This window comes from Saccharothrix sp. AJ9571, from assembly GCF_021725495.1.
In the GTDB taxonomy this organism is placed as follows: domain Bacteria; phylum Actinomycetota; class Actinomycetes; order Mycobacteriales; family Pseudonocardiaceae; genus Amycolatopsis; species Amycolatopsis magusensis.
Window position 1 is genome coordinate 3,783,676 of the sequence record NZ_CP091382.1, and the last position, 25,430, is coordinate 3,809,105.

Annotated in this window: 27 protein-coding genes; 21 read left to right on the forward strand and 6 right to left on the reverse strand. The window is 70.4% G+C overall.

Annotation, left to right across the window (positions count from 1 at the left end):
* Nucleotides 1-92: 92 nt before the first annotated feature.
* Nucleotides 93-359: a hypothetical protein gene (locus L3Q67_RS17160; protein WP_499190451.1), complete on the forward strand. Its 267-nt coding sequence runs from the start codon at nt 93-95 to the stop codon at nt 357-359.
* Here L3Q67_RS17160 and L3Q67_RS17165 read toward each other — a convergent pair.
* Nucleotides 356-1,054, reverse strand: coding sequence for a thioredoxin-like domain-containing protein (locus L3Q67_RS17165; RefSeq protein ID WP_499190452.1), 699 nt, complete (start codon nt 1,052-1,054; stop codon nt 356-358). The genes L3Q67_RS17160 and L3Q67_RS17165 overlap by 4 nt on opposite strands.
* A gap of 73 nt (nt 1,055-1,127) precedes the next feature.
* Between L3Q67_RS17165 and argS the strand changes: the two genes are divergently transcribed.
* The 6 genes from argS (at nt 1,128) to rho (ending at nt 9,937) form a co-directional block, all read left to right on the forward strand.
* Nucleotides 1,128-2,783 carry an arginine--tRNA ligase gene (argS, locus tag L3Q67_RS17170; protein ID WP_499190453.1) on the forward strand — a complete coding sequence of 552 codons (1,656 nt, stop codon included), beginning with the start codon at nt 1,128-1,130 and terminating at the stop codon, nt 2,781-2,783.
* A gap of 4 nt (nt 2,784-2,787) precedes the next feature.
* Nucleotides 2,788-4,224: a diaminopimelate decarboxylase family protein gene (lysA, locus tag L3Q67_RS17175; RefSeq protein WP_499190454.1), complete on the forward strand. Its 1,437-nt coding sequence runs from the start codon at nt 2,788-2,790 to the stop codon at nt 4,222-4,224.
* Nucleotides 4,221-5,522, forward strand: a complete 1,302-nt coding sequence (locus L3Q67_RS17180) for a homoserine dehydrogenase (protein ID WP_499190455.1) — start codon at nt 4,221-4,223, stop codon at nt 5,520-5,522. Before lysA ends, L3Q67_RS17180 begins: the two co-directional genes overlap by 4 nt.
* The gene (gene thrC / locus L3Q67_RS17185) at nt 5,519-6,565 is read left to right on the forward strand and encodes a threonine synthase (RefSeq protein WP_499190456.1); all 1,047 of its coding nucleotides are present in this window, start codon (nt 5,519-5,521) and stop codon (nt 6,563-6,565) included. The genes L3Q67_RS17180 and thrC overlap by 4 nt, the downstream gene beginning before the upstream one ends.
* Nucleotides 6,562-7,467 (forward strand): homoserine kinase, encoded by a 906-nt coding sequence (thrB, locus tag L3Q67_RS17190; RefSeq protein ID WP_499190457.1) that lies wholly within the window; start codon nt 6,562-6,564, stop codon nt 7,465-7,467. Before thrC ends, thrB begins: the two co-directional genes overlap by 4 nt.
* A gap of 379 nt (nt 7,468-7,846) precedes the next feature.
* Complete coding sequence (rho, locus tag L3Q67_RS17195; protein ID WP_499190458.1) at nt 7,847-9,937, forward strand: transcription termination factor Rho; 2,091 nt, start codon at nt 7,847-7,849, stop codon at nt 9,935-9,937.
* A 159-nt stretch (nt 9,938-10,096) separates the two neighbouring features.
* Here rho and L3Q67_RS17200 read toward each other — a convergent pair whose 3' ends face one another.
* Complete coding sequence (locus L3Q67_RS17200) at nt 10,097-10,621, reverse strand: CHAP domain-containing protein (protein ID WP_499190459.1); 525 nt, start codon at nt 10,619-10,621, stop codon at nt 10,097-10,099.
* Nucleotides 10,622-10,832: 211 nt separating this feature from the next.
* On the opposite strand from L3Q67_RS17200, the gene rpmE reads away from it, so the two are divergent.
* From rpmE to L3Q67_RS17215, 3 genes are all read left to right on the forward strand, one after another.
* Nucleotides 10,833-11,060, forward strand: coding sequence for a 50S ribosomal protein L31 (rpmE, locus tag L3Q67_RS17205; RefSeq protein ID WP_209662174.1), 228 nt, complete (start codon nt 10,833-10,835; stop codon nt 11,058-11,060).
* Between the two features lie 77 nt (nt 11,061-11,137).
* On the forward strand, nt 11,138-12,205 hold the full coding sequence (gene prfA, locus L3Q67_RS17210) for a peptide chain release factor 1 (protein WP_499190460.1): 1,068 nt from the start codon (nt 11,138-11,140) through the stop codon (nt 12,203-12,205).
* 52 nt (nt 12,206-12,257) lie between these two features.
* Nucleotides 12,258-13,154, forward strand: coding sequence for a hypothetical protein (locus tag L3Q67_RS17215; protein WP_499190461.1), 897 nt, complete (start codon nt 12,258-12,260; stop codon nt 13,152-13,154).
* A 114-nt stretch (nt 13,155-13,268) separates the two neighbouring features.
* On the opposite strand, the gene L3Q67_RS17220 is transcribed toward L3Q67_RS17215, so the two are convergent.
* A complete protein-coding gene (locus L3Q67_RS17220) occupies nt 13,269-14,063 on the reverse strand; it encodes an LLM class oxidoreductase (RefSeq protein WP_499190462.1) in 795 nt (264 codons plus the stop codon).
* A gap of 3 nt (nt 14,064-14,066) precedes the next feature.
* Nucleotides 14,067-14,840, reverse strand: coding sequence for an alpha/beta fold hydrolase (locus L3Q67_RS17225; RefSeq protein WP_499190463.1), 774 nt, complete (start codon nt 14,838-14,840; stop codon nt 14,067-14,069).
* A 58-nt stretch (nt 14,841-14,898) separates the two neighbouring features.
* On the opposite strand from L3Q67_RS17225, the gene L3Q67_RS17230 reads away from it, so the two are divergent.
* Genes L3Q67_RS17230 through L3Q67_RS17245 form a run of 4 tightly spaced genes read left to right on the forward strand, consistent with a single transcriptional unit; the run spans nt 14,899 to nt 17,960 of the window.
* Nucleotides 14,899-15,243: a MerR family transcriptional regulator gene (locus tag L3Q67_RS17230; protein WP_499190464.1), complete on the forward strand. Its 345-nt coding sequence runs from the start codon at nt 14,899-14,901 to the stop codon at nt 15,241-15,243.
* A gap of 13 nt (nt 15,244-15,256) precedes the next feature.
* Nucleotides 15,257-16,120: a peptide chain release factor N(5)-glutamine methyltransferase gene (prmC, locus tag L3Q67_RS17235; RefSeq protein WP_423583983.1), complete on the forward strand. Its 864-nt coding sequence runs from the start codon at nt 15,257-15,259 to the stop codon at nt 16,118-16,120.
* Nucleotides 16,121-16,143: 23 nt separating this feature from the next.
* Nucleotides 16,144-16,791: an L-threonylcarbamoyladenylate synthase gene (locus L3Q67_RS17240; protein ID WP_209662167.1), complete on the forward strand. Its 648-nt coding sequence runs from the start codon at nt 16,144-16,146 to the stop codon at nt 16,789-16,791.
* Nucleotides 16,792-16,808: 17 nt separating this feature from the next.
* Complete coding sequence (locus L3Q67_RS17245; protein ID WP_499190465.1) at nt 16,809-17,960, forward strand: glycosyltransferase family 4 protein; 1,152 nt, start codon at nt 16,809-16,811, stop codon at nt 17,958-17,960.
* Here L3Q67_RS17245 and L3Q67_RS17250 read toward each other — a convergent pair.
* Nucleotides 17,957-18,964, reverse strand: a complete 1,008-nt coding sequence (locus L3Q67_RS17250) for a hypothetical protein (RefSeq protein ID WP_499190466.1) — start codon at nt 18,962-18,964, stop codon at nt 17,957-17,959. The genes L3Q67_RS17245 and L3Q67_RS17250 overlap by 4 nt on opposite strands.
* Nucleotides 18,961-19,533: an RNA polymerase sigma factor gene (locus L3Q67_RS17255; RefSeq protein WP_499190467.1), complete on the reverse strand. Its 573-nt coding sequence runs from the start codon at nt 19,531-19,533 to the stop codon at nt 18,961-18,963. The genes L3Q67_RS17250 and L3Q67_RS17255 overlap by 4 nt, the downstream gene beginning before the upstream one ends.
* Nucleotides 19,534-19,649: 116 nt before the next feature.
* Here L3Q67_RS17255 and L3Q67_RS17260 point away from each other — a divergent pair, with 116 nt between their 5' ends.
* The 7 genes from L3Q67_RS17260 (at nt 19,650) to atpA (ending at nt 25,425) form a co-directional block, all read left to right on the forward strand.
* Nucleotides 19,650-20,300, forward strand: a complete 651-nt coding sequence (locus L3Q67_RS17260; RefSeq protein ID WP_499190468.1) for a L,D-transpeptidase family protein — start codon at nt 19,650-19,652, stop codon at nt 20,298-20,300.
* Nucleotides 20,301-20,416: 116 nt separating this feature from the next.
* Nucleotides 20,417-20,881, forward strand: coding sequence for a Cg1360 family ATP-synthase-associated protein (locus L3Q67_RS17265; protein WP_282773373.1), 465 nt, complete (start codon nt 20,417-20,419; stop codon nt 20,879-20,881).
* Between the two features lie 332 nt (nt 20,882-21,213).
* Complete coding sequence (gene atpB / locus L3Q67_RS17270; RefSeq protein WP_209662162.1) at nt 21,214-22,008, forward strand: F0F1 ATP synthase subunit A; 795 nt, start codon at nt 21,214-21,216, stop codon at nt 22,006-22,008.
* Between the two features lie 64 nt (nt 22,009-22,072).
* The gene (locus L3Q67_RS17275; protein WP_113694160.1) at nt 22,073-22,324 is read left to right on the forward strand and encodes an ATP synthase subunit C-like protein; all 252 of its coding nucleotides are present in this window, start codon (nt 22,073-22,075) and stop codon (nt 22,322-22,324) included.
* A gap of 31 nt (nt 22,325-22,355) precedes the next feature.
* Nucleotides 22,356-22,907, forward strand: coding sequence for a F0F1 ATP synthase subunit B family protein (locus L3Q67_RS17280; RefSeq protein WP_499190469.1), 552 nt, complete (start codon nt 22,356-22,358; stop codon nt 22,905-22,907).
* Between the two features lie 6 nt (nt 22,908-22,913).
* Nucleotides 22,914-23,732, forward strand: a complete 819-nt coding sequence (locus L3Q67_RS17285) for a F0F1 ATP synthase subunit delta (RefSeq protein ID WP_499190470.1) — start codon at nt 22,914-22,916, stop codon at nt 23,730-23,732.
* A 55-nt stretch (nt 23,733-23,787) separates the two neighbouring features.
* Nucleotides 23,788-25,425: a F0F1 ATP synthase subunit alpha gene (gene atpA / locus L3Q67_RS17290; RefSeq protein WP_499190471.1), complete on the forward strand. Its 1,638-nt coding sequence runs from the start codon at nt 23,788-23,790 to the stop codon at nt 25,423-25,425.
* Nucleotides 25,426-25,430 lie beyond the last annotated feature (5 nt).

Here is a 25,430-nt window from a genome sequence, read left to right on the forward strand (position 1 = left end):
GCCAGTGTAGGGATGACGTGTCTGGTCGGTGTAGGGCGCTTCGGAGGGTCTCGCTTGACCCTGACCCGGGTCAAGGTCGCAGGCTTGCCGCCATGGTGAACGCGAACCCGGACCGGGAGACCCTGCGCGCGCTGGCCGACGAGGGGAACGAGACGGCCATGGACCGCCTCGCCGACCTCGCCGACGCCCGTGCCGATCTCGGCGAACTGAGCGAGTTGCTGGACGAAGGGTGCCTGCGTGCCGGGCACCTGCTCACCCGGCGCGCGGTCGCGGCAGGGGACCTGCTCGAACTGCAGCGGATCTCGGACGCCGGGTACGACGAGGCAGGCGGGGAACTGGAGCGCCTGCTGAAGGGCTAGATCGGCGGCTGGGCGTCCGGTCCTGGCGGAGTCGGGTCGAACGGCGGTGGCGCGTCCTGGTCGAAGCCGCCGGGGCCGGGGTCGCAGGGCGCGCCGGGTTCCGGGAAGGTCGCCGGGTTCAGCAGCAGCGCGGTGACGAACTGGTCGATGCGCTCGTCGTCGGCCGAGGTGAGCTTCAGCTGGTGACCCCAGGACTGCAGCGAGATCGGCTGGTCCAGACCGGGGTAGGGCGACATCACCAGGTACGGCTTGCCCTCGACGCGCTCAGCCAGCTTCGCGCGCTCGGCGCCGGTCACCCGGTCCGGGTGGTACGCGATCCACACCGCGCCGTGCTCGAGCGAGTGCACGAGGTGCTCGGTGCGGACCCCGTCCGGGTACACCACGCCGTTGCACGCCGCCCAGACCTGGTCGTGCCTGCCGCCGAAGGGCGGTGAGTGGTCGTAGGCGACCCGCTGGGGCGCGACCACGTGCAACCCGGGGTCGTAGGCCTGCCGCACGATCCCGGGAATGGCGGCCGACGGATCCGGGTCGGCCTCCGACGGCATGAACGCCGCGAGCCGTCGGTCCCGCTCGGAAACGGTCGCCTGCCCGGCCACCGATCGCTCGGCGGTGAGCAGGGCCACGCCGGTCAGCGCGGCACCCGCCAGCAGTACGCCCACCAGCGCGATGACCAGCGCCGTCGTCCTCGAATTCATCGCCTGCTCGCCTTTCGCCCGGTCCTGGGACCGTCTTGGTGCCGGTCAGCGGGGCACACCTAGAATTCGGCAGGTGACTCCCGCCGATCTCGCCGCACTTGTCCGAACCTCCGCCGTGGACGTCCTGACCGCCCGTGGTCTCGACCCGGCGGTGCTGCCCGACGCGGTGACGATCGAGCGACCCCGCAACCCCGAGCACGGAGATTACGCGACGAACCTGGCGCTGCAGGTGGCGAAGAAGGCGGGGCTCAAGCCGCGTGAATTCGCCGACGCGCTGGCCGAGTCGCTCGCCAAGGCGGACGGCGTCGAAGCCGCCGAGGTGGCCGGGCCCGGCTTCCTCAACCTCCGGCTCGGCGCGAGCGCCCAGGGCGCGCAGATCAGCCAGGTGCTCGCCGCGGGCAAGGCGTACGGCCGCGGCGACGCGCTGGGCGGGCTCAAGATCAACCTCGAGTTCGTCTCGGCCAACCCCACCGGGCCGATCCACCTCGGCGGCACCCGCTGGGCCGCCGTCGGCGACGCGCTGGGCCGGGTGCTGACCGCGCAGGGCGCCGAGGTCACCCGCGAGTACTACTTCAACGACGCCGGCGCGCAGATCGACCGGTTCGTCAGGTCCCTGATCGCCGCCGCGAAGGGCGAGCCCGCGCCGGAGGACGGCTACGCGGGCACCTACATCAGCGACGTCGCCGCCGAGGTGCTGCGCCAGGAGCCCAGCGCGCTGTCGCTGCCCGAGGCCGAGCGGCACGAGACCTTCCGCAAGGTCGGCATCGAGCTGATGTTCGCCGAGATCAAAAAGGCGCTGCACGAGTTCGGCACCGACTTCGACGTGTTCTTCCACGAGAACTCGCTGCACGAGAACGGCGAGGTCGACCGCCTGGTGGCCAAGCTCAAGGACGAGGGCACGCTGTACTTCAACGACGGTGCCTGGTGGTTGCGCACCACCGACCACGGGGACGACAAGGACCGCGTGGTGATCAAGAAGGACGGCCACCCGGCCTACATCGCCGGGGACATCGCCTACCTGCACGACAAGCGCCAGCGCGGCTTCGACCTGTGCATCTACATGCTCGGCGCGGACCACCACGGCTACGTCACCCGGCTGAAGGCGGCCGCCGCCTCGCTGGGCGACGACCCGGCCGTGGTCGAGGTGCTGATCGGGCAGATGGTCAACCTGGTCAGCGACGGCAAGCCGGTGCGGATGAGCAAGCGCGCGGGCACCGTGATCACCATGGACGACCTGGTCGAGGCGGTCGGCGTGGACGCCGCCCGCTACGAGCTGGCCCGGTACTCGGTCGACTCCACCCTGGACATCGACCTGGACCTGCTGCGCAAGCACAGCAACGAAAACCCGGTCTACTACGTGCAGTACGCACACGCGCGGCTGGCCTCGCTGCAGCGCAACGCCGCCGATTTGGGCCTCAAGGCCGGCGAGCGGCCGGACCTCGGCCTGCTCACCCACCCGCGGGAAGGCGACCTGATCCGAACGATCGGCGAATTCCCGGAAATGTTGAGGAAGGCGGCCGAGCTGCGGGAACCGCACCGCGTCGCCCGGTACCTGGAGAGCCTCGCGAGCGCCTACCACAAGTTCTACGACGTGGCCCGCGTGCTGCCGCAGGGCGGGGAGGAACCCACGCCGCTCACCTACGCCCGCCTCGCGCTCTGCGAGGCCGCGCGCCAGGTGCTCGCCAACGGTCTCGAACTGCTGGGCGTTTCGGCGCCGGAACGGATGTAGTTTCATGGCTCACCCCGCGGGACCCCGGTACGCCGAGGTCCATGCCCATGCGGACACCGCCGGGTTCCCCCCGTCCACTTCGGGCGAACTGGACCGGCTCTACCCCAAGGTGTGGCCCCGCAACTCCTTCCGCGCGCCGGACGGTGTGGTCCGGATCGCCGGGGTGGACGTGCGCGAGCTGGCCGAAACCTACGGCACCCCGCTCTTCGTCATCGACGAAGCCGACTTCAAGTCGCGGTGCGCCGAGTACGCCGAGGCGTTCGACGACCCGACGCTGGTGCACTACGCGTCGAAGGCGTTCCTGTGCACCGAGGTCGCGCGCTGGGTGGCCGCCCAGGGCCTGAGCCTGGACGTGTGCAGCGGTGGCGAACTGGCCATCGCGCAGCGCGCCGGGTTCCCGCCGGAGCGGATCACCTTCCACGGCAACAACAAGTCGGTCGCCGAGCTGGAAGCCGCAGTCACCGCCGGGGTGGGCACCGTGGTGCTCGACTCGTACTTCGAGATCGCCAGGCTGGCCGAGGTGGCCGCGCGCCACGAGGTCACCCAGCAGGTGATGGTGCGGGTCACCGTCGGCGTCGAGGCGCACACGCACGAGTTCATCGCGACCGCGCACGAGGACCAGAAGTTCGGCTTCTCGCTGGCTTCCGGGGACGCCGCCGAGGCGGTGCGCCGGGTGCTCAACGCCGGTTCGCTCCGGCTGATCGGGCTGCACAGCCACATCGGCTCGCAGATCTTCGACGCCGACGGCTTCGAGGTGGCCGCGCGCCGGATCATCGGCCTGCTCGCCGAGCTGGGCAAGGAACACGGCCCCGAACTGGTCGACCAGCTGTCCATCGTGGACCTCGGTGGTGGGTTCGGCATCGCCTACACCGATCGCGACAACCCGCCGCCGCCGGCGCAGATGATCACCCAGATCCGGGAGATCGTGCGCAAGGAATGCGCCTTCGCCGGGCTGCCGGTGCCGCGCATCGCCGGGGAGCCGGGCCGCGCGATCGCCGGTCCCGGCACGGTCACGCTGTACGAGGTCGGCACCATCAAGGACGTCTCGCTGGGCGACAACGCGGTCCGCCGGTACGTCAGCGTCGACGGCGGGATGAGCGACAACATCCGCACCTCGCTCTACGACGCGGTGTACGACGCGAGGCTGGTCTCGCGCGCCGCTGCGGACGGCCAGGACGACGAAGCGCACCCCGCGTTGTCCCGCGTGGTGGGAAAGCACTGTGAGTCCGGCGACATCGTGGTCCGCGACTGCTGGTTGCCCGACAACCTGGCTCCCGGCGACCTGCTCGCGGTCGCCGCGACCGGCGCCTACTGCTACTCGATGGCCAGCAACTACAACCGCCAGCCACGCCCGGCGGTGGTCTCGGTGCGCAACGGCGAGGCGCGGCTGCTGCTGCGCCGGGAAACCACCGAGGACATGCTGGGTCTGGAGGTTTCGTGAGGTCCACCCCGATACGCGTAGCGCTGCTCGGCTGCGGCACGGTCGGCGGTGAGGTCGCGCGCCTGCTGACCGAGCAGGCCGGTGAGCTGGCCGCCCGCGCGGGCGCGCCGGTCGAGCTGGCGGGCATCGCCGTGCGCCGCCCGGACAAGCACCCGGAACTGCCCCCCGAACTGCTCACCAGGGACGCGGCCGAGCTGGTCACGGCGGACGACGTGGACGTGGTCGTCGAGCTGATCGGCGGCATCGAGCCGACCCGCACCTGGCTGCTGGACGCCCTGCGCGCCGGCAAGTCCGTGGTCACCGCGAACAAGGCGCTGCTCTCGGAGAACTCGGGGGAGCTGTCCGAGGCCGCCGACGCCTCCGGCGCCGACCTCTACTTCGAGGCCGCGGTCGCCGGGGCCATCCCGCTGCTGCGCCCGCTGCGCGAATCACTGGCGGGCGACCGGATCACCCGCGTGATGGGCATCGTCAACGGCACCACTAACTACATCCTGTCCGCGATGGACTCCACCGGCGCCGGGTACGCCGAGGCGCTGGACGAAGCGAGCAGGCTGGGGTACGCCGAGGCGGACCCGACGGCCGATGTGGACGGCTACGACGCCGCCTCCAAGGCCGCGATCCTGGCCTCGCTCGCCTTCCACACCAGGGTGACCGCGGCCGACGTGCACCGCGAGGGCATCGCCGGGGTCACCGCGTCGGACATCACCGCGGCGAAGATGCTCAACCGCACGGTCAAGCTGCTCGCCATCTGCGAGCGGGTGACCAGCGAGGACGGCATCGAGTCGGTTTCCGCCCGCGTGCACCCGGTGATGATCCCGCGCGCGCACCAGCTCGCCGGGGTCAGCGGGGCGTTCAACGCGGTCTACGTCGAGGCCGACGCCGCCGGTGAGCTGATGTTCTACGGCCAGGGCGCCGGGGGCGCACCGACCGCCAGCGCCGTGCTCGGCGACCTGGTCGCGGTGGCGCGCAACCGGGTGCTCGGCGGGCTCGGCCCGCGCGAGTCGGCGCACGCCGCGCTGCCCGTGCGCCCGATGGGCCAGACGCCGACGCGCTACCACGTCAGCCTGGACGTGGCCGACCGCCCGGGCGTGCTGGCTCAGGTGGCGCAGGCGTTCGCGGCGAACGGCGTGAGCATCGCCGCGGTCCGCCAGCGCGACCGGCTGTCCACCGCGAGCCTGGTGATCGTCACCCACCTGGCGCCGGACGCGGCCCTGGAGTCCACTGTGGACGAGATCGCGAAGATGGACGTGGTGCACGAGGTGGTCAGCGTTATGCGCGTGGAAGGCGAAGACCAGTGACCGGGATCATCGAGGCGTACGCCGACCGCATTCCCATCCCCGAGGGCGCGAAGATCGTCACCCTCGGCGAGGGGAACACGCCGCTGCTGCCCGCGCCGCACCTGTCCGAGCTGACCGGGAGCACGGTCTACCTCAAGGTCGAGGGCGCCAACCCGACCGGCTCGTTCAAGGACCGCGGCATGACCGTGGCGATCACGCACGCGCTGGCCAGCGGGCTCAAGGCGGTCATCTGCGCCTCCACCGGCAACACCTCGGCCTCGGCTTCGGCCTACGCCGCCCGCGCCGGGCTGACCAGCGCGGTGCTGGTCCCCGAGGGCAAGATCGCGCTGGGCAAGATGGCCCAGGCGGTCGCGCACGGCGCGAAGATCCTGCAGGTCGAGGGCAACTTCGACGATTGCCTGGAGCTGGCGCGCAAGACCGCGGCCGACTACCCGGTGACCCTGGTGAACTCGGTCAACCCGGTGCGCCTGGTCGGCCAGAAGAGCGCCGCATGGGAGGTCTGCGACGTGCTCGGCGCGGCGCCGGACATCCACTGCCTGCCGGTCGGCAACGCCGGCAACATCTCCGCCTACTGGGCGGGGTACGCCGAGTACGCCGCCGACGGTGTGGTGGACGGCACACCGCGCATGTTCGGCTTCCAGGCCGCGGGCGCCGCCCCGCTGGTCGACGGCGCGCCGGTGAGCGAGCCGGAGACGGTGGCCACCGCGATCCGCGTGGGCAGCCCGGCGTCCTGGACCAAGGCGGTCAAGGCGAAGGACGCCTCCGGTGGCCTGTTCGAGAAGGCCACCGACGAGCAGATCCTCGAGGCGTACCGGCTGCTGGCCCGCAAGGAGGGCGTGTTCGTCGAGCCCGCCTCGGCGACCAGCGTGGCCGGGTTGCTGATCACCGCCGCCGACGGCCGGATCCCGCGGGGGTCGACGGTGGTCTGCACGGTGACCGGGCACGGCCTCAAGGACCCCGCCACCGCGCTGAACGGCGTGGTCGAGGTGGAACCGCTGGCGGTGGACCCGACCGCCGTGGCGGCGGCGCTGGAGCTGGCGTGAACCTCCGGGGTCGTCCCCCGAGCGGGCACTACCGGGTGACGGTCCCCGCGTCCACGGCGAACCTCGGTCCGGGGTTCGACGTGCTGGGCCTGGCGCTGGGGCTGTACGACGTGGTGGAGGTGCAGGTCACCGACGCCGGGCTCAAGGTCGAGGTGCTCGACGCCGGAGCGGGCGGGGTGGGTGACGTGCCCACCGACGAGACCCATCTGGTGGTGCGTGCGCTGCGCCGCGCGTGCGACCACCTCGGCTTTTCGGTTCCCGGCCTGCACCTGCGTTGCCACAACGCGATTCCGCACGCACGCGGCCTCGGCTCTTCGGCCGCCGCGGTGGTTTCCGGGGTGGCCGCGGGATACGCGCTGGCCGGGCGCGAACTCGACGACGACGCGCTGCAGCTGGCGGCGGAGTTCGAAGGCCACGCGGACAACGCGGCGGCGAGCCTGCTCGGCGGCCTGGTCATCGCCTGGGAGACCGACGGCCGGTTCGGCGCGGAACGGCTCGACCCGCACCCCGACCTGCGGCCGGTGCTCGCCGTGCCGGGCCTGCGCTCGTCCACCGACGCCACGCGCGGCCTGCTGCCCGAGCACGTGCCGCACGCCGACGCGGCGTTCAACGCGGGCCGCGCGGCACTGGCCGTGCGCGCGCTCGTGGGCAATCCGGAACTGCTGCTCAGCGCCACCGAGGACCGCCTGCACCAGCACTACCGCGCCCCGGCCTACCCGGCCAGCGCGAAGCTGGTGCGCGAGTTGCGCGCGCAGGGCGTGGCGGCGGCGATTTCCGGCGCCGGGCCCACGGTGCTGGCCCTGACCACGACGGGAATACTTCCGGACGTGGTGGACGTTACATCCTTCGAGGTCACCGCGCTCCCGGTCGATTCGGCCGGGGTGCAGGTCGCCGTGGGATAACACGCCGAAGGCAAAGTAGGGGTGGTTGTTGCACGGCGAAGCGGGCCGGTCTACCCTCGGGAGCGTTCGATCACCGTGCGCAGTCCGCACCCGGTGCAGGTTCCGGGGGTTCAGCCCGGATCGCATTTTCCCGTCCAGTCCAGGTTCCTGCGGGGATCCTGGAGCGTGGCGACGGGCTCCGGTGCGGTCGCGGTGACGAATTTCGCGTGTGCCATATGGGGCACGTACTTCCCGTGTCGGCGGTTCTCCCGCCGTGACTCGTACGTCTCGGCTGGATCTGGCTTCCGGCCACGGGAACAACTAGCCGTCTCGTGATTCGGACGCGGGCGGCAGTCCGCTGATCCACCGTGGAGGCGTGGATCGGTAAGGAAGGACTTGTGTGAGCAACACCGATCTACTGAGCGGCGACGCGGCTACCGGTGAGTCTTCGGCCGAACCGCAGGCCAACGGCACCGCCGCGCCGAAACGCCGTCCGGGCGGTCTGTCCGGAATGGTCATCGCCGACCTGCGTTCGCTGGCCGGGGAACTCGGCATCAGCGACACCGCGGGCATGCGCAAGGGGGACCTGATCGCGGCCATTCGCGAGCGCCAGGGCAAGACCAAGCGGCGCACCAGCGCCGCCGCGACCGCCACCACCGCGGACACGCTTCCGCTGGAGGGCATCGAGGGGAGCAAGCCGGCCGAAACGAAGGCCCGCGCACCGCGCAAGGAGGCCGAGAAGGCCGAGAAGCCGGTCGAGCAGCCGAAGGCCGAGGCCCAGCCGGAGCAGCAGGCTCCGCCCGCTGCGAAGGCTCCGGTCGCCGAGCCGCAGCAGGCCGAGCGCAAGGAGTCCGAGAGCGACGCGCCGTCCGGCGACCAGTCCGCCTCGGGTGAGGACGGTGGCCGCCGTGAGGGCGGGCGCCGCCGCCGCGGGTCCAACCGCGCCGCGGACTCGTCCGGCGGTGGTTCCGGCGAGCAACGCCGCGACCGCCAGCAGGGCGGCGACCGGCCGGCTGGTGACCGCCAGCAGGGCGGTGACCAGCAACAACGCGGCGACCGGCAGCGTGGCGAGCGGCAGGACCGTGGTGACCGCGGTGACCGCCAGGACCGTGGTGACCGCCAGGACCGTGGTGACCGCCAGGACCGTGGTGACCGCGGCGACCGGCAGGACCGTGGCGACCGGCAGAACGACCGCCAGCGCGGCCAGCAGGACAACCGCGACAACCGTGGTGGCCCGCAGGACGACGACGAAGAGGGCGGCCGTCGCGGCCGCCGCTTCCGCGACCGCCGCCGTCGCGGTGGCCGTGGCGAGGTCGGCAGCAGCAGCCCGGACACCGAGGTGCGCGAGGACGACGTCCTGCTCCCGGTGGCAGGCATCCTCGACGTGCTGGACAACTACGCGTTCGTCCGCACCTCGGGCTACCTGGCCGGGCCGAACGACGTCTACGTCTCGCTGTCGCTGGTCCGCAAGTACGGCCTGCGTCGCGGTGACGCCATCACCGGTGTGGTGCGCCAGCCGCGCGAGGGCGAGCAGCAGCGGCAGAAGTTCAACCCGCTGGTGCGCGTGGACAGCATCAACGGCCTCGAGTCGGACCAGGCGAAGAAGCGCCCGGACTTCACGAAGCTGACGCCGCTGTACCCGAACGAGCGCCTGCGGCTCGAGACCGAGTCGCACAAGCTCACCACCCGGGTGATCGACCTGGTGATGCCGGTCGGCAAGGGGCAGCGCGCACTGATCGTGTCGCCGCCCAAGGCCGGTAAGACCACGATCATGCAGGACATCGCGAACGCGATCACCACGAACAACCCCGAGTGCCACCTGATGGTGGTGCTGGTCGACGAGCGGCCGGAAGAGGTCACCGACATGCAGCGGTCGGTGAAGGGTGAGGTCATCGCCTCCACCTTCGACCGCCCGCCGTCAGACCACACCTCGGTCGCCGAGCTGTCCATCGAGCGGGCCAAGCGCCTGGTCGAGATGGGGCTCGACGTGGTGGTGCTGCTCGACTCGATCACCCGCCTCGGCCGTGCCTACAACCTGGCGGCCCCGGCATCCGGGCGCATCCTGTCCGGTGGTGTCGACTCGACCGCGCTGTTCCCGCCGAAGCGTTTCCTCGGCGCGGCACGCAACATCGAGAACGGCGGCTCGCTGACCATCTTCGCCACGGCGATGGTGGAAACCGGGTCCACCGGTGACACGGTGATCTTCGAGGAGTTCAAGGGCACGGGTAACGCCGAGCTCAAGCTGGACCGCAAGATCGCCGAGCGGCGCGTCTTCCCCGCGGTGGACATAAACCCGTCCGGTACCCGCAAGGAGGAGCTGCTGCTCTCTCCGGACGAGCTGGCGGTGACCCTGAAGCTGCACCGGGTCCTGCACGCGCTGGACTCGCAGCAGGCGATCGACCTGCTGCTGTCCCGCCTGCGCAAGACGAAGACCAACATCGAGTTCCTGATGCAGGTCTCCAAGACGGCGCTGGGCCCGGACGAGGACTAGCAACCGACGCACACACGAAGGGGCGGCACCGCACTGGTGCCGCCCCTTCGTGCTCCCTCCGGTCCCCACCGGGGAGCTTGTGGCCGCGCCGTCAATGCTATGAGTGGGGCATTACTTGCATTGAACGCTAGTAATGCCCCACTCATAGCATTCGAAAGGCTACTGGTGCGGGACGGCGGCCGGGGTCCAGCCGCGGTAGTTGTTGAAGTAGTTGACGCTGGAGGCGTGGCCGATCCTGCCGCCGATGCTGGTGGCGTAGATGCCGCCGCTGCCGTCGGCGATGCCCACGTGCCCCCACTGGCTGATGTTCCAGTACACGAAGGCACCCTTCGGCGGCCTGCTGCTGTCGGTGCGCTTCGGGCTCGCGCCGTACCAGTGCGCGTTCGCCGAGGCCCAGACGCCGGTGGTGCCGTAGGCGTTCTCCACCGCCTTCTCGCAGTAGCCCTGGTAGGCGGTGCTCCCCATCTTCGCCTTGAACCACGCGACGGCCCCCGCGGGCGTGCCGTCCCCGGCGCCGAGCACGGACAGGTCCGACTCCGGCGCGGTGGTGAACGTGCCAGCGGCCGGGTTGACGTCCGCGGCGGTGATCTCCGCCGAGAGCGGGCCGGCCTGGGCCGGGGCCACCGCCGCGCTCGCCAGCGCGGCCGCCGCCGCGGCCCCGATCAGCAGTCTCCTGGTGCGCATCGTTCACTCCTCCATGTCGAAGTTGCCGAATCACCAACAACGGCACCTTCTCGTGAAGATGTACAAGATCCGTACAAGCCGGGGAATAGCCGCGGGCCCGGCCCTGTTGAACCGGGTACCAGCGCGTCTGGCAGAATCACCCGCTGACGTCCGGCTCCGGTTCACCCCGTGGAGCTCCCGGGGACCCGGCGGCCAGCCAAGAGAGGACACCATGAAGAGCGGCATTCACCCCGAGTACGTGGTCACCAACGTGACCTGCGGCTGCGGCAACACCTTCACCACTCGTAGCACCAAGACGAGCGGCGACATCCACGTCGAGATCTGCTCCAACTGCCACCCGTTCTACACCGGCAAGCAGAAGATCCTCGACACCGGTGGCCGGGTCGCGCGCTTCGAGGCTCGCTACGGCAAGCGGCAGAAGAGCGCCGACGCCAAGTAGCTTCACCGACGGCGCCCACCCGCACAGCGGGTGGGCGCCGTTTTTCGTGTCAGCCGCTCCCAGCAGAAGGACAAACCGTGGATTCGAGTTCGTTGCGCGGGCTGCTCGACGAGTACGCCGAGTTGGAGAAGCAGCTCGCGGACCCGTCGGTGCACGCCGACCAGGGCCGGGCGCGCAAGCTCGGCCGCCGCTACGCCGAACTCACCCCGGTGGTCCGGGTCATCGGTGAGCTGGACGGCGTCCGGGGCGACCTGGCCGCCGCCAGGGAGATGGCCGAGGACGCGGCGTTCGCGGCCGAGGCCGAGGAGCTGGCCGAGCGCGTCCCCGTGCTGGAGGCACGGCTGACCGAGCTGCTGCTGCCGCGCGACCCCTACGACAGCTCCGACGTGGTCATGGAGATCAAGTCGGGGGAGGGCGGCGAGGAGTCCGCGTTGTTCGCGGGCGACCTGCTGCGCATGTACCTGCGCTACGCCGAGCGGCACGGCTGGAAGGCCGAGGTGCTCGACTCGGTGGATTCCGACCTCGGCGGCTTCAAGGACGCCACGGTGTCCATCAAGAGCAAGGGCGCCGACGCCGACGGCGTGTGGGCGAGGCTGAAGTTCGAGGGCGGGGTGCACCGCGTGCAGCGCGTGCCGGCGACCGAGTCGCAGGGCCGCATCCACACCTCCGCGGCCGGCGTGCTGATCTACCCGGAGCCGGAGGAGGTCGAGGTCGAGATCGACCCGAACGACCTGCGGATCGACGTGTTCCGCTCGTCCGGTCCCGGTGGGCAGAGCGTGAACACCACGGACTCGGCGGTGCGCATCACGCACCTGCCGACCGGCATCGTGGTCTCCTGCCAGAACGAGAAGTCGCAGATCCAGAACCGGGCGCGGGCGCTGCAGGTGCTCCAGGCGCGGCTGCAGGCCATGGCCGAGGAGGAGGCCGCGGCCAAGGCCTCGGACGCCCGCCGCTCGCAGGTGCGCACGGTGGACCGCTCGGAGCGGGTGCGCACCTACAACTTCCCGGAGAACCGGATCTCCGACCACCGGGTCAACTACAAGGCCTACAACCTCGACCAGGTGCTCGACGGCGACCTCGACGGCGTGCTCGACGCCCTGCGCTCCGCCGACCGGGACGAACGCCTCTCCGCCCACTCCGGCTAACGAACCACCCCCGCCCGCCGATCAAGAAGCCGAACTCGGCACAGGGGGACGAATGCAGACGGATCAGTACGGCCGCACGATCCTGCCCGAAAGAGGCGTACCGAAGAAGAAGCGCGGCCGAGCCCGGCTGGTCGCGCTGGCGGTGGTCGTGGTGGCCGCCGCCGGGGTGGGCGTCTACTACGCCCGCGCGGCCCGCGAGCCCCAGCCGGTGGGCACCGACGCCGATGTGGTGCAGGCGACGTGGTCGTTGGACAAGAGCCGGCCGTTCCTGGACACTCCCGCGCAGGACTGGGCCGAGGGCGAGGCGGCCATCCGGCTGCCGGAGCCGGTCGCCACCGGTGGGTTCACCGCCGCGCAGGTGGGGACCGCGCTGGGCAAGGTCAAGGAGTTCCTGGTGGCGGGCCGGGTGAACCGGCAGGTGCTGACCGGCGCGGACGTGGAGCCGCTGCTGGCGCCGCTCGCGCCCAGCTCGCGCGACCGGCTGCGGGCCGAACTGGGTGAGGCCGAGGTTTGGCCGGATGCCTACGCCACCAAGCTCGCGCCCGGTTTCCGGTTGCTGCCCGTGGAGCCCAAGATCAACGGCACCATCCGCGTCGAGCCGGGTGAGGAGCCGGACGAGTTGCTGATCCGGACGAACCTGGTGTTCTCCTACGCCTTCGACATCGACGACGCGAGCCAGGCGACCACCCCGCTGGACGTGATCACCGGCGCCCGGTGGGACCTCGACTTCAACTACCGCGACGGCGAGGAGTGGGCGGCGGAGGACCGCGGCCTGGACACCCCGTTCGGCCAGGGCTACAGCTATTCGATCGCCTGCGGGCCGATGGAACAGGGCTTGCTGGCCCCGGCGTACAGCGACCGCACCATGACGACCGCCGGTGGGGCGACCAAGCGGCCACCGGAGTACTTCGACCCCGCCGCCCCCATCCCCACCCACAGCAACTGCTAGAGCAGCGCGAAGCTCCGTTGAGGATGGTGGCGGGCAGTCGGGTGGGCCAGCCGCGACACGAATGTGGCTTTGGGGGCCGATTCCGCCCCCAAAGCCACATTCGTGGCAACGAACTCAGCGCATCGACTCCATGAAGGACGTCATGCGCGTCTCGTAGTCGGCTTCCGGGCCGAACCAGACGGCCAGGAAATCGGCACCCGCGTCGGCGAGGGCGCGGGCTCGGGTGACGGTCGGTTCCAGGCCGTCCCACGAAATCCGGGTGCCGACGCGGATCGGGCGGCCGGTGTGGTCGCGCAGCCTGGCCACCTGTGCGGCGAACTTCTCCGGATCGGCCTCGATGCTCTGCCACTCATCGGCGACCCGACCGGCCCGGCGCAGGGCCGCGTCGCTGATTCCGCCGACCATCAACCGCACGTTTCCGCGTGGGCGCGGCTCGAACACGCCACCGTCGAATCCGTAGTACTTCCCGTCGAACGAACGCTCATCGCGGAACAACGCGCGCATCAGGTCGATGGCTTCGTCGGTGCGGGCGCCGCGGGTGGTGAAATCGGCGTGCACGTTCTCGAATTCCTTGCGGTCCCAGCCGACCCCCAGGCCGAGGGTGAGCCGCTCGCCGGACAGCCGGTCCAGGGTGGCGACCTGTTTGGCCAGTGAGAACGGCTCACGCAGCGGCAGCACCAGCACCGAGGTGCCGATCCGGATGCGACTGGTCCGCCCGGCGAGGTGCGCGAGCGTGATCAGCGGTTCGTACACGCCGCCGTAGAAACTGCCGTACTCCTCCGGCGGCAGCACGTGATCGGGCAGCCAGGCCGTGTGGAACCCGAGTTCTTCGGCCTTCACCGCGATGTCCGCCGGACGGCCGGGGGCCATTTCCGGGGATTCGTTCGGCAGCACCACTTGCAGGTCCATCGGTCAGCCAATCTCGGAGAGGAACTTCTGGATCGAATCCAGCCATTGTTCACGGGCTTCGCCGCCGATGTTGTGCCCGGCGTCGATTTCGGTCAGTCGCGCGCCGGGAATACCGGCGGCCAGTTCCCGGGACAGCGCGGGTGACGCCAGCGCGTCCGCCGTGGTGGCGATCACCAGCGTGGGCACCGAAATCCCGGTCAGTTCGGCGCGCGTGTCGATCGAGGCGACCAGTTCGACGTGCTCCGGGGTGCCCTCCGGGACGAACTCGGCCAGCGCGTCGATCGAGGCGTCCAGTTCGGCCTCGCTCAGCGCGTTCAGCGTCCGCTCCCCGCTGCCCATCAGGGTCAGGTACTTCGCCAGCAATCGCCGGTCGTCCTGGGCCAGCAGCGCGAGCCAGACGTCGGCGGCCAGCCGCAGCTTGTTGCTGGGGTGGCTGAAGCCCGAGGTGAGGATCAGCCCGGTGACCCGATCCGGGTGCCGCGTGGCGGCGCGCACGGCGACACCGGTCCCGACCGAGTAGCCGAGGACGGTGAACCGCTCCACGCCCGCGTCCACCGCCGTGCGGACCAGCGCGTCGGCCACGGTGTCCAGGTCGAGCGGGGTCTCGCTGCGCGGGGTGCCGCCCGAACCGGGGTAGTCCGGCCCGACGACGGTGTGCGTGCGGGCCAGTTCGTCGAGGATCGTGCCGAAGTTGCCGTCGATGCTGCCGCCCCCGCCGTGGGCGAGCAGCAGGCCGGGGCCCGAACCCCGGACCAGGTGTGCGAAATGTTCAGCCATGCGGCGACGTTAAGCACTCACATCGGTGTCAGGGGCAAGCTCACGTGGGGTGGATCTCATGCTGATCGGTGAACTGTCGGGCCGGACGGGCGTCAGCCAGCGGATGCTCCGCTACTACGAGGAGCAGGGCCTGCTCACCGCGCGACGCGACGCGAACGGCTACCGCCGCTACGACGAGGACTCGGTCGCCACCGTGCGCCACATCCGCAAGTTGCTCGACCTCGGGCTGTCCACCGAAGTGATCGCCGACGTGCTGCCGTGCGCGATGGAGGACCTCGATCGGCTGGACCTGTGCCCCACTTTGGTGAAAACCCTGCGTGCCGAGCTGGCGGAGCTCGATGCGCGGATCGACACACTCCGGCGCAACCGCGGTGCGCTCGCCGGATATCTGCCGGTGGTGTGACAGGCTGGAAGACGTGAAGCGGCAACCCCTCCGGCTGGCGATCATCGAAGCGACGAGGATCCTCGAACGCGCCGGGGTCGCGTCCCCGCGCACCGACGCCGAACTGATCGCGGCCCACGTGCTCGGCGTGGAGCGCTCCCGCCTCCCGCTGGTGCCGCTGGTCGACCCGCCGGTGGTCGAGGCCATCGGGCAGCTGGTGAACCAGCGCGCCAAGCGCGTCCCGCTGCAGCACCTGACCGGCTGGGCGCCGATGGGCCGGATCACCGTGGACGTCGGCGCCGGGGTCTTCGTGCCGCGCCCGGAGACCGAGCTGCTGCTCGAATGGGGCCTGTCGATCATCGAGGGCAGGCAGTACCCGGTGGTGGTCGACCTGTGCACCGGGTCCGGCGCGCTCGCGCTGGCCGTGGCGCACGAACGACCGGACGCCGTGGTCTACGCGGTCGACATCGACCCGCAGGCGCTCGCCTGGGCCCGGCACAACGCCGAAGCGCGGGCGGCGGCAGGCGACACCGCGATCCGGCTGTACTCCGGGGACATCGCCGACGGCAGCATGTTCGCCGAGCTGGACGGCCTGGTCGACCTGGTGCTGTGCAACCCGCCGTACGTGCCGCCGAGCACCGAGGTGCCGCCCGAGGTGGCCGACTTCGACCCGCCGCAGGCGGTTTTCGCCCAGGAGGGCGGGCTCGAAGTGATCCGGTACGCCGTCGCCGCGGGCGCCCGCCTGCTCAAACCCACCGGTGGCCTGGCCATCGAGCACGACGACACCCACGGTTCGGTGGTGCCCGAACTGATCGCCGGGCGCCGCGTGCTCAGCGACGTCCGCTGCCACCCCGACCTCACCGGCCGTCCCAGGTTCACCACCGCCCGTCGCGGTTGACCGGGAGCAGTAGGCTGCGGTGCATGAGCGCGGTGTACGACTGCAGCCAACCCGATTCCCGAGCCGACGGCCTGACCGCGGCGGCCGGTGCGGTCCGCTCGAGCAGGCTGGTGGTGCTGCCGACCGACACGGTCTACGGCATCGGCGCCGACGCCTTCGACGGCGCCGCCGTGCAGTCGCTCCTGCGGGCCAAGAACCGCGGCCCGGACATGCCGGTCGGCGTGCTGGTCGGCTCCTGGTCCACTGTGGACGGACTGGTACTCGGCGTGCCACCACAGGGAAGAGCGCTGATCGAAGCCTTCTGGCCGGGCGATTTGTCCATTGTGCTCCCGCACGCGCCGAGCCTGCGGTGGGACCTCGGCACCACCCGCGGCACGGTCATGCTGCGCATGCCGCTGCACCCGGTGGCGCTGGAGCTGCTGCGCGAGGTCGGCCCGATGGCGGTTTCCAGCGCCAACGTCTCCGGTCAGCCGCCGGCCGCCACCGCGCAGGAGGCCCAGGAACAGCTCGGTGACTCGGTGGCGGTCTACCTCGATGGCGGGCCGAGCGGTGAGCCCGTGCCGTCGACCATCGTCGACCTGACCGGCGACCAGCCGCTCGTGCTGCGCGAGGGCGCGGTGAGCGTGGACGCGGTGTCCGAAGTGCTCGGCGTCCCCGTGCTGTCCGCCTGAACCTGAGAGATCTCCCCGTGCCCCCCACGATCACCCAAGGCCTGCCGATCCGCGAGTACCTGCTCGTCGGACTCACCGCGGCGGCGCTGACCTTCCTCCTGACCGGTCTGGTGCGCCGGTTCGCGATCAAGATCGGGGCGGTGGCCAATCCCCGCGCCCGCGACGTGCACGTCATCCCGATCCCGCGGATGGGCGGGCTGGCGATGTACTTCGGCGTGGTCGGCGGCATGGCGCTGGCCCACCAGCTGCCGGTGCTGCGGCGGGCCTTCGAGTACTCGCTGGACCCGGTCGGGGTGCTGATCGGCGGCGGCCTGATCGTGCTGATCGGCGCGCTGGACGACCGGATCGAGCTGGACGCCTGGACCAAGCTGGCCGGTCAGGTGATGTGCGCCGGGCTGCTGGTGCTGTTCGGCCTGCAGTGGGTGTCGTTCTGGGTGCCGTGGGGTGAGGGCGACGGCCTCGGCTCGGTGCTGGTGCTGGACAAGAACCAGGGCGGGCTGCTCGCGGTGTTCCTGGTGGTGCTGATGATCAACGCGATGAACTTCGTCGACGGGCTGGACGGCCTGGCCGCCGGACTCGGACTCATCGCCGCCGCGGCCACCTGCGCGTTCTCCCTCGGCGTGCTGCACGACACCGGCGGCGACGTGGGCAGCTACCCGCCCGCGCTGATCGCGGCCGCACTGGCCGGGGCCTGCCTCGGTTTCCTGCCGCACAACTTCCAGCCCGCGAAGATCTTCATGGGCGACTCCGGCTCGATGCTGATCGGGCTGATGCTGGCCGCCGCGAGCACCTCGGCCTCGGGCAAGATCCCGTACTCGCAGGTGGACCCGACCGACACGGTGGCGCTGCTGTCGCCGCTGCTGGTGGTGGCCGCGGTGCTGTTCGTGCCGCTGCTCGACCTGCTGCTCGCGGTGGTCCGGCGCACCCGGCGGGGCGAAAGCCCGTTCGCGGCCGACAAGATGCACCTGCACCACCGGCTGCTGGAGATCGGCCACTCGCAGCGCCGGGCGGTCATGCTCATCTACTTGTGGGCCGGGGTGCTCGCCTTCGGCGTGGTCTCGGTGACCCTGTTCGACACGGCCGCGGTGTTCTGGCTGGTGGGTGCCGGGTTGTTGCTGGCGATCCTGGTGTCGGCGGTGCCGAGGTTGCGCTCGCGTCAGCGGGTCTAGGGCCGTTCGGTGGTCGAAGAGACCGTGCCGGTTCGTTCGAACAGGGTGTAGTCGCTCGCCTGGAGTGGGGTGGGCGGGCGCCGGGTGTCCGGGGGCACCGGGGAGAACTTCCCGATGCTGAGCAAGGTCGAAGTCCGGGGGTCGAAGACGACTTCGGTGCGGAATTCGCTGTCGTGCCCGAAGGTCAGCTTCGTGCCGGTGCGGCCGAGCCGGTCGGTACCGGTGCCCGTGCGGCCGACCGGGAGCGCCGAGGCCAGTCCGATCGCCGCCGAGCGCAGTTCCGGGCTCGCCGCGGGCTTGCCGGCGATCTCCACCAGCATGTGCCACCGCGCCTGGTCCAGGTACCGCGCTTCGGGATCGGTCACCTTGCTGTGCCGCTGGTACCAGTCTCGGGCGAGTTCGGTGACCCGGGCGTCCAGCGCCCGCGGCTCGGCGGGCAGGGCCTGATCGGTCACCAGCGAATCGGGGAACAGTGGCCGGATCCGTTCCGGCAGGCCGGTCTCGCCGGGTTCCACCGGGTACACGGCGTCCGGCAGCGAGCGGTCGACCGGCTCGTGGTTCAGGTACTGGTGCCGTCCCAGCCAGTCCGCGCAGAGCGAGTCCGCGACCGAGGACGTGCACGAAAACTGCTGGTAGGGCGCGAGAACCAGGCGCACGGACCGCACGCTCGCCGGTGTGTTGCCGACCCACAGTTCGGCGGTGGCGCGGACCTCGCTCCACACTTCACCGCCGCCTTCCATGGTCACGTACCGCGTGCCCTGCACGGCCCGGACGTAGCTGAACGGCTTGGCGGCCACCGGCTGCGCGAGCGGGGGAGCGGGCGGTCCGGGGCGGTGGAGCACCGACGGCACCACCAGCGCCGCGCCCACCACCACCGCCGCGGTCGCCGCCAGTGCCACCAGTGGCCGCCAGTTCCGGCGCGGCGGCTCGGGCCGCACCTCGCGCAGGCCGTCCAGCAGCCGCTGCTCGAAGCCGGTCAGTTCCCCGGCGTAGTCCCCGCTCATGCGCTGCTTCCGATCTGGGGCATGGCGCCCCGAAGTCGCCGACGGGCCCGCGCCAGCCGCATCCGCGCGGCCGGGGCCGCGATGCCGAGCACCGCCGCCGCCTCGGCCGGGCTCAGCCCGTCCATGCCGACCAGCAGGAACAACTCCCGCTCGGCCGGTGCCAGTTCCGCCATCGCGGCCCGCAGCAGCGGCGACGCGCGCTGGGCGTCGATCCGGTCCGCCAGTTCCGCGAAGTCGTCGGGCCGCAGCTCGCGCTGCCCGTAGACCCGTTGCAGCGCACGGCTTTCGATCGCCCGCTGCCGTCCGTGCGCGGCCACCAGGTTGGCCGCGATGCCGAAGATCCACGCTCGCGGGGAGCCGCGCCGGGGGTCGTACCGGGCCGCCGTCCGCACCACCTCGAGCCACACCCCGGCGACCACGTCCGCCGCCTCCACGGGGTCGCCGATCCGGCGCGTGGCGTAACCGAGCACGGCCCGCACGTGCCGCCGGTACAGCTCGTCCAGCGCGGCCGGATCGGTCGCGACGCGGGGCACGAGGTCTTCGTCGGCCGCGTCGGGTGTGCCTGGCAAGTGGTGGCCTCCACGGGGGTCTCACCCGGTACTTGGCACGAACCCCGCCGAGCGCAACGACGTTGCGCGCCGGCCGCTTCGCGCCAAGTACGAGCAGAAGCCGGAAAGGGGACAGTATGCGTGACCTCCGTTGGTACCTGCCGCTGCTCTCGGTGCTCCTCGCAGGCTGCACGGCGGTCGAGGCGGAACCGGCACCGCCGCCACCACCGCCGGTGGTGCTCGCCCCGCCTGAACCGCCGATCCCGGCGCTGCCGGAGGTCCAGCAGTCGCTGCGGACCCTCGGCTACCTCGTGGGAGGGAGCGACGACGAGACGAAGCACGCGGTGACCGCGTTCCAGAAGGTGCACGAGCTGCCGCGCACCGGCGAGGTCGACCGCGCCACCGCGAACGCGTTGCGCGAGCCGGTCACCCCGGTGCCGCGCGGGAGTGGGCCCGGGTTCGAGGTGGACCTGGCCAAGCAGGTGCTCTACCGGGTGGAAAACGGCCGCGTGGTGCGGATCCACGACGCTTCCACCGGCCGCGACGAACCGGGGAAGCAGACGCCGAGCGGGCAGTTCCGCGTGCAGTACCAGATCGACGGCTGGCGGTACGCGAAACTCGGGCCGATGTACCGGCCCTCGTACATCACGAACACCGGGATCGCCTTGCACGGCGGAGAGCCGGTGGAAAGCCATCCGGCGAGCAACGGCTGCATCCGCCTGACCGATCAGGCGATCGACGAGATCTTCCCCGCGCTGAAGCCGGGAACGGCGGTCTCCGTCCATTGATCCGCGTTCAGCCGGAATTGCCGGCGCACCCGGCATCGGCGGGATGAATAGCGGGTGAATTGCTCGTTCGCGACCACTCGTGACGGCCCGATCCCGCGCGGTTCTACACTGGGTGGGTGAGCGACACCGAAGCGACCGAGCCCGAGTCGGCCACCGAAAAGCCGGACCCGCACGCCGAAGCCGTGCTCAAGCTGGCCGGGGCGATGCAGCGGGACATGCTGGTCGCCGGGGGTGCGGTGGTCGCCGTCGCGGTGGTCGCCGCGGCCGTGTGGCAGGGCCTTCCCGGCCTGGTCAGCGCGCTGATCGGCGGGGTGATCGCGCTGCTGTCCGCGGTGGGCACCATCTTCATGATGCGCAAGACCGCCTACCTGCCCCCGAGCTTCGTGCTCGTGGTCGCGCTCGGTGGTTACGCGGTGAAGTTGTTCATCCTCTTCGGCGTGATGTTCGCCCTTCGCTACGTGTCCTACCTGCACGAGCTTTCGGTCGGCCTGACCATGATCGCGGTGATCCTGGTGGCCGCGTTCGCGGAGATGCGTGCCTTCCGCCGGACCAAGATCCCGACGATCATCCCCGCTTCCTGACAGCGGCGCGGCGAACTCGCTGATCAAGCCGCTGAACAGCACTTAGGAGTACGGGCGTACGGCACGGTTCTACCGGCTGGTATCGTCCGCGCATGGAGGCGGCGCTCAGGCCGTTCTCCCGGGTCAAAGCCCCGGAACGCGAAGAGGCGAACCAGCTCGATCGGTCCCTTGCCCGCCGCGTCCGGCTGGCCGATCCCGGGATGTCAGGCCCTGAACTACCCACAGTGGTATCCGCCTCCGGGTGCCCGATCCGTGTCGGGTACGTTAAGTCCAGATCGTGACGATTCCCCCGGCGGAGTGAACGCCGGCCGGGAGAACCGGAAGGAGCCCAGTTGGGCGCGCTGGTACTAGCCGAGGGTGGCGAGTTCGTCGCCCCGGGTGCGAAGGACTTCGACCTCGGCCCGATCTTCGGCGAGGGCACTTTTCTCACCAAGCCGATGCTGCTGGTCATCCTTTCGGTGATCATCATCGCGGCGTTCTTCATCGTCTCGTCGCGGAAGCTGAAGATCGTACCCGGCAAGGGGCAGTTCATCGCCGAGTCGGTCTACGACTTCGGGCGGAACAACATCGCCCGCGAGCAGATCGGCTCGAAGGACTTCAAGCCGTTCGTGCCGATGATCCTGGCCATCTTCACCTTCATCCTGGTGAACAACATCTTCGGGATCATCCCCGTCGTGCAGTTCCCGACGATGGCGCACTTCGGGTTCCCGCTGGCGATCTCGGTTCTCATCGTCTACCCGGTCTACAACTACGTGGGCATCAAGCGCCACGGGTTCGCCGGGTACATGAAGAACCAGCTGATCCCGCCCGGCGCCCCCGGCTTCGTGCTGCCGCTGCTGATCCCGATCGAGTTCTTCTCCAAATTCATCCTGCAGCCGGCCACGCTCGCCCTCCGTGTTTTCGCGGCCATGTTCTCGGGCCACCTGCTGCTCCTGGTCTTCACTCTCGGTGGCGAGTACCTGCTGCTCGAAGCGGGCGGCGGGATCTTCCCGGTGTTCTCGGTGTTCGGGTTCGGCATGGCCATCGCCATGACCTTCCTCGAAGCCCTGATCCAGGTCCTGCAGGCGTACATCTTCGCCCTGCTGTCGGCCAACTACATCGGCGCGGCACTTTCCGCCGACCACTGAATAAGAAGAAACACACAAGCCCCCGATCCGCGCACCTGCGGACCGAGTGAAAGGGAATACGCAAGTGAGCAACATGGTTCTCGCTCAGGCCGCCGAAGCCGCCGTCGACATCAACCCGGGCCTCGCGGCCATCGGGTACGGCCTGGGCGCCATCGGCCCCGGTATCGGTGTGGGTCTGATCTTCTCCGCCGTCATCAACGGCACCGCCCGTCAGCCGGAGGCCCAGGGCAAGCTGCTCGGCCTCGCGTGGACCACCTTCGCCATCGTCGAGGTCCTCGCGCTGATCGGTATCGTCATGTTCTTCCTGGCGTCCTGACCCCGCCTCCTTCGAGAAGTAAGGAGACGCTGTGCTGAACACCCAGATGGTGCTGGCGGCGGAGGGTCCCAACCCGATCATTCCGCACCCGTCGGAGATCATCCTCGGCCTGATCGCCTTCCTGATCCTGCTGTTCCTGCTCCGCAAGTACGCGGTGCCCCGCTTCGAGAAGCTCTACGAAGAGCGGACGGCGAAGATCGAGGGCGGGATCGAGAAGGCGGAAAAGGCCCAGGCCGAAGCCGAAGAGGCGCTCACGCAGTACAAGGCGCAGCTGGCCGAAGCCCGGTCCGAGGCCGCGAAGATCCGCGACGACGCCCGGCTCGAAGCCGAGCAGATCAAGGCGGAACTGCGGGCCGAGGCGGAAGCCGAGCAGCGCCGGATCGTGCAGCAGGGCGAAGCCCAGCTGCAGGCGCAGCGAGCGCAGATCGTCGCCGAACTGCGCTCGGAACTCGGCCGCAACGCGGTCGAGCTGGCCAGCCGGATCGTCGGTGAATCGCTCGAAGAAGAAGCGCGCCGCCGCGGGACGGTCGACAGGTTCCTCGCCGAACTCGATGCCAACGGTGTGGCCGGAGCCAGGAAGTAGATACGCATGACGCTGCACGCTGCGAGCCGGGAGGCTCTTGGCCTCGTCGAGACCCGTCTCGCCGAGGTCCTCGGTGAGGCGGGCACCGACCCGTCAGCTGTCGGCGAGGAACTGCTCGCCGTGGTGGCACTGCTCGACCGCGAGCTCGGCCTGCGCCGGGCGATCGCGGACGGTTCGGCCGCGCCGGAGGCGCGCCAGGCACTCCTGCGCCGCCTGCTGGAGAGCAAGGTCAGCGCGCCGACCCTGTCGGTGCTCGACGAGGTGGCAGGCAACCGCTGGTCCAGCCCGCGGGAGCTGACCGACGGGCTCGAGTCGCTCGGCCGGTCCGCCCTGCTGACCAGTGCGGAGAAGGCCGGGAACGTCGACTCGGTCGAGGACCAGCTGTTCCGGATCGCGCGCGTCGTGGCCGGGCAGCCGGAACTCGAACAGGCGCTGGGCGAGCAGACCGCGCCCGCCGACGCCAAGCGGACCCTGGTCCGCTCGCTGTTCGCGGACAAGGTGGACCCGGTGGTCGAGCTGCTGGCCGAGCAGGTCGTGCTGCGCAACCGGGGCCGGAGCGTGAGCGCCGGGCTGGACGAGCTGGTGGCACTGGCGGCGCTGCGGCGGGATCGCTCGGTGGCCTACGTGACCAGCGCCAGCGAGCTGACCGAGGCGCAGCAGACCCAGCTGGCCGAGAAGCTGCAGCGGATCTACTCCCGGCCGATCGCCTTGCACGTCGAGGTGGACGCGTCCCTGATCGGCGGCCTGAAGGTCAAGGTCGGCGACGAGGTCATCGACGGCACGGCCGCGGGCAGGCTGGACGCACTGCGGCGCCAGCTGGCCTAGCGCCGGCACAACTACTTTGCACACTGGCAAGAACGAAGCGAGAGCGGGAACGGACATGGCGGAGCTGACGATCTCCTCGGGTGAGATCGCCCACGCGATCGAGAACTACGTCTCGAGTTACGCCCCGGACGTGAGCCGGGAAGAGGTCGGTGTCGTCCTAGACGCTGGTGACGGTATCGCCCACGTCGAGGGCCTGCCTTCGACCATGGCGAACGAGCTGCTCGAGTTCCCCGGCGGGGTGCTCGGCGTGGCGCTGAACCTGGACGCGCGGTCGATCGGTGTCGCCATCCTGGGTGACTCGGAGACGGTCGAAGAGGGCCAGCAGGTCAAGCGGACCGGCCAGGTGCTGTCGGTTCCGGTGGGCGAGGGTTACCTCGGCCGCGTGGTCGACCCGCTGGGCAAGCCGATCGACGGCCTCGGCGACATCGAGACCACCGAGCGCCGCCCGCTGGAGCTCAAGGCCGCTTCGGTGGTCGAGCGCCAGCCGGTGAAGGAGCCGCTGCAGACCGGCATCACCGCGATCGACGCGATGACCCCGATCGGCCGCGGTCAGCGCCAGCTGATCATCGGCGACCGCAAGACCGGCAAGACCGCGGTCTGCGTGGACACGATCATCAACCAGAAGGCCAACTGGGAGACCGGCGACCCGAAGCAGCAGGTGCGCTGCATCTACGTCGCGGTCGGCCAGAAGGGCTCCACCATCGCCTCGGTGAAGAAGTCCCTCGAAGAGGCGGGCGCGATGGAGTACACCACCATCGTCGCCGCCCCGGCTTCGGACTCCGCCGGCTTCAAGTGGATCGCGCCGTACACCGGTTCCGCGATCGGCCAGCACTGGATGTACGAGGGCAAGCACGTCCTCATCGTCTTCGACGACCTGTCGAAGCAGGCGGACGCCTACCGCGCCCTGTCGCTGCTGCTGCGCCGCCCGCCGGGCCGCGAGGCCTTCCCCGGCGACGTCTTCTACTTGCACTCGCGGCTGCTCGAGCGGTGCGCGAAGCTCTCCGACGAGCTGGGCGCCGGCTCGCTGACCGGGCTGCCGATCATCGAGACCAAGGCCAACGACGTGTCGGCCTACATCCCGACGAACGTCATCTCGATCACCGACGGCCAGTGCTTCTTCCAGTCGGACCTGTTCAACGCGGGTCAGCGGCCGGCGGTCGACGTGACCATCTCGGTGTCCCGGGTGGGTGGTTCGGCGCAGATCAAGGCGATGCGCAAGGTCTCCGGTTCGCTGCGCATCGACCTGTCGCAGTACCAGGAGCTGAAGGCGTTCTCCGCCCTCGCCTCCGACCTGGACGCGGCGTCGAAGGCCCAGCTGGACCGCGGCGAGAAGCTGTACGAGCTGCTCAAGCAGCCGCAGTACTCGCCGATCCCGGCCGAGGAGCAGGTGGCGATCGTGCACCTGGGCACCAAGGGCCACTACGACTCGGTGCCCACCGAGGACGTGCGCCGGTTCAACAACGAGTTCATCGACTCGCTGCGCCGCAAGGGCGAGGTCCTCGGCCGCATCCGCGAGAGCAAGCAGTTCGAGGACGAGGACGCCAAGGCGCTCGCCGAAGCGGTCGAGGAGTTCAAGAAGGGCTTCGTCACCTCCGAGGGCCACACCCTGGGAGAGGCCGAGGCGGAAGCGATGGACGCCGACAAGGTCGGGCAGGAGACCGTGAAGGTCAACAAGCCCGCCCCGAAGAAGTAGAGCGA

Coding starts and splice junctions, on each gene's coding strand:
- L3Q67_RS17240 (WP_209662167.1), top strand. CDS start 16,144: ATGAGCGCGGTGTACGACTGCAGCCAACCCGATTCCCGAGCCGACGGC.
- L3Q67_RS17260 (WP_499190468.1), top strand. CDS start 19,650: ATGCGTGACCTCCGTTGGTACCTGCCGCTGCTCTCGGTGCTCCTCGCA.
- L3Q67_RS17200 (WP_499190459.1), bottom strand. CDS start 10,621: ATGCGCACCAGGAGACTGCTGATCGGGGCCGCGGCGGCGGCCGCGCTG.
- L3Q67_RS17165 (WP_499190452.1), bottom strand. CDS start 1,054: ATGAATTCGAGGACGACGGCGCTGGTCATCGCGCTGGTGGGCGTACTG.
- L3Q67_RS17220 (WP_499190462.1), bottom strand. CDS start 14,063: ATGGACCTGCAAGTGGTGCTGCCGAACGAATCCCCGGAAATGGCCCCC.
- L3Q67_RS17160 (WP_499190451.1), top strand. CDS start 93: ATGGTGAACGCGAACCCGGACCGGGAGACCCTGCGCGCGCTGGCCGAC.
- L3Q67_RS17230 (WP_499190464.1), top strand. CDS start 14,899: ATGCTGATCGGTGAACTGTCGGGCCGGACGGGCGTCAGCCAGCGGATG.
- rpmE (WP_209662174.1), top strand. CDS start 10,833: ATGAAGAGCGGCATTCACCCCGAGTACGTGGTCACCAACGTGACCTGC.
- L3Q67_RS17250 (WP_499190466.1), bottom strand. CDS start 18,964: ATGAGCGGGGACTACGCCGGGGAACTGACCGGCTTCGAGCAGCGGCTG.
- L3Q67_RS17285 (WP_499190470.1), top strand. CDS start 22,914: ATGACGCTGCACGCTGCGAGCCGGGAGGCTCTTGGCCTCGTCGAGACC.
- lysA (WP_499190454.1), top strand. CDS start 2,788: ATGGCTCACCCCGCGGGACCCCGGTACGCCGAGGTCCATGCCCATGCG.
- L3Q67_RS17215 (WP_499190461.1), top strand. CDS start 12,258: ATGCAGACGGATCAGTACGGCCGCACGATCCTGCCCGAAAGAGGCGTA.
- L3Q67_RS17225 (WP_499190463.1), bottom strand. CDS start 14,840: ATGGCTGAACATTTCGCACACCTGGTCCGGGGTTCGGGCCCCGGCCTG.
- atpA (WP_499190471.1), top strand. CDS start 23,788: ATGGCGGAGCTGACGATCTCCTCGGGTGAGATCGCCCACGCGATCGAG.